We start from the raw sequence: 2,191 nt of genomic DNA on the forward strand, positions 1-2,191 counted from the left end.
CTCACCAAAATCGTGGCATACGATGATTATACATCGGGAGCTGACGACGGTGGTGGAACTGAAAATACGCCGGGCGGTGGCAATACCAGCCAGGGTGCTGGCGGGGAGACCAACAAGGACAACGGCGGAACATCGCAGGGCGGCGGTGGTACCAGCCAGGGGGCTGGCGGCGGAACTGACGGCGGCGACGACAACGTAAGTTTGTAAATCTTGCTTGATGCGGATTGCAAATCCGCAGAGCCAAAATAGGTTAGGACGTTTTTTAACGGCGGATTGCAAATCCGCCGAAACGCCTAACGGAATTAATCACTAAAAAAATGCCTATGAAGAAAGAAACCTGGAAAACTGTATTTCAGATAGTTATATCTATCTTGACCGCTATCGCCGCCTCTCTGGGCGTGACGAGCTGCATGTCTTGACACATTGAAGCAAAAAAGGCTGCATGCCTTGACATATCAAATAAAAAAAAGTGCCGGTAGGATTCACCTATCGGCACTTTTGCTGTATATGAATTTCCTTGCTGGAATCCTTTTCCTAGATGCCTCTAGCCTTGTAGATTTTATCCTTGGCATCGTTGATTTCCTGGAATTTCTTCTCGGCGGCACGGCGAACATCCTCGCCCAAAGCTGCTACCTTGTCGGGGTGATGCTTGAGCGCCATCTTGCGATAGGCTGCCTTCACCTCATCGTTGGAAGCGTCGGGGGAGACACCGAGGATGCGGTAGGCATCTTCCAGCGAAGTGGCAGATGTGGCTGATGAACCGCCGCCATGCATGCCCAGCATCTGATCTACATCCGATGCTTCCAGCCCCATGTGGAGGGCTACTTCCTTCAGTGCCTGAATCTCCTCAGGAGAAACCACATTGTCTGCCTGGGCTATCATCACGAGGAAGTTGAGCAACTGCAGGCGCTGCTCGTACATCATGTTGGCACGTATCTGATGACAGCTGTCCTGTATCACCGTGCGATACTGCTGCATGCCCATGCGCTTCTGCTGCTCGAAGAGCTTGAGGAGGATTTCCTCGCCCTGCTGCTTCGCCGCCATGCCGAAGTTCTGGAGTAGGAACCGGCGCACCAGCTCCATCTCAGAATGCATGATCCTGCCATCTGCATTAATAATGTATGAGGCGAGAACCAGGAGCGAGAACATAAAACTATTTCGCTCTCCCTCGTAGGCGTGCTGCTGACCGTAGCCGCCGTAACTTCCGTTTCCATATCCTCCGCTGCCATATCCGCTGTAAGCTTCGTAGGCGTTGGAGTATTCTCTGTTGTTATGTCCCTCACTGCCAGGCTTGTTGACCTCGTCTAGCCCATGGTCGAAGAGCGAGCCGAGGGCGAATCCTGCTAGGGCGCCAAGAGGTCCTGCGGTGATGAATCCCAGAAAACCTCCTATCCATTTTCCTGCTGCCATATATACTGATTTTTCTGAATGATAATCAAGTTGAAAAAGCCCCCGACTTCTGCTGTATGCTAAGAAAGAAGCATGCAACTTCGGAAGGGGGCAAAGTGTTGATTATAAAGAGTTTTCTTTTTTATTTCTCGAAATAGTAGAGGAACTGGGCAATACCAGAAAGTGCTGGCTTGCGCTGACCTTCTATTTCGATGGTAAACTTGATGCTGGTCTTGCAGATTCCACGGAGATTCTGAATCTCATGGAGTGTTGCCACGAGGCGAACACGTGAACCGGTGATGACCGGCTGACCGAAACGCATCTCATCCATACCATAGTTTACGAGCATCTTGATGTTGTTTACCTCGATGATCTGCTGCCAGAGATATGGCAGTACAGAGAGGGTGAGGTAGCCGTGAGCGATGGTGCTGTGGTAAGGGCTTTCTACCTTGGCGCGCTCTACATCTACGTGAATCCACTGTGGGTCGAGGGTTGCGTCTGCAAACTTGTTGATACGGTCCTGGTCGATCTGCAACCAGTCTGATTCACCTAACTTCTCACCGAGGTGAGATGCAAAATCCTCATAGGAATTGATAACTAATTTTGCCATTTTTATCTTTGTCTTTTTATTGTTATTTGCGATATTCTTAAAGCTTTTGCCCTTTCAGGGCGACAGGCTTGCTTGCCTGTTTACCCAGGGCGGTGCCCTGGGCTAGGAGCTTTTGCCCTTTCAGGGCGTTCTCTGAATCCCATTAGGCTCATCGGACTCCCTTTCAGGGCGTTCTCTGAATCCCATTAGGCT

General features: G+C 50.6%; 3 protein-coding genes and 1 pseudogene. 2 read left to right on the forward strand and 2 right to left on the reverse strand.

Annotated features, from left to right (window positions below):
• Positions 1 to 207: pseudogene (locus AAAT87_RS15275) on the forward strand (hypothetical protein); the annotation flags it as partial.
• Between the two features lie 116 nt (positions 208 to 323).
• On the forward strand, positions 324 to 419 hold the full coding sequence (locus tag AAAT87_RS15280) for a smalltalk protein (RefSeq protein WP_153091799.1): 96 nt from the start codon (positions 324 to 326) through the stop codon (positions 417 to 419).
• A gap of 115 nt (positions 420 to 534) precedes the next feature.
• Here AAAT87_RS15280 and AAAT87_RS15285 read toward each other — a convergent pair whose 3' ends face one another.
• The gene (locus tag AAAT87_RS15285; RefSeq protein WP_349226910.1) at positions 535 to 1,410 is read right to left on the reverse strand and encodes a DnaJ domain-containing protein; all 876 of its coding nucleotides are present in this window, start codon (positions 1,408 to 1,410) and stop codon (positions 535 to 537) included.
• A gap of 121 nt (positions 1,411 to 1,531) precedes the next feature.
• A complete protein-coding gene (locus AAAT87_RS15290; protein WP_118311386.1) occupies positions 1,532 to 1,999 on the reverse strand; it encodes a MaoC family dehydratase in 468 nt (155 codons plus the stop codon).
• Positions 2,000 to 2,191 lie beyond the last annotated feature (192 nt).

It is taken from the genome of Segatella sinensis (genome assembly GCF_040095255.1).
In the GTDB taxonomy this organism is placed as follows: domain Bacteria; phylum Bacteroidota; class Bacteroidia; order Bacteroidales; family Bacteroidaceae; genus Prevotella; species Prevotella sinensis.

Excerpts from the sequence above, each read along its gene's own strand:
- AAAT87_RS15285 (WP_349226910.1), bottom strand. The coding sequence starts at position 1,410 with ATGGCAGCAGGAAAATGGATAGGAGGTTTTCTGGGATTCATCACCGCA.
- AAAT87_RS15280 (WP_153091799.1), top strand. The coding sequence starts at position 324 with ATGAAGAAAGAAACCTGGAAAACTGTATTTCAGATAGTTATATCTATC.
- AAAT87_RS15290 (WP_118311386.1), bottom strand. The coding sequence starts at position 1,999 with ATGGCAAAATTAGTTATCAATTCCTATGAGGATTTTGCATCTCACCTC.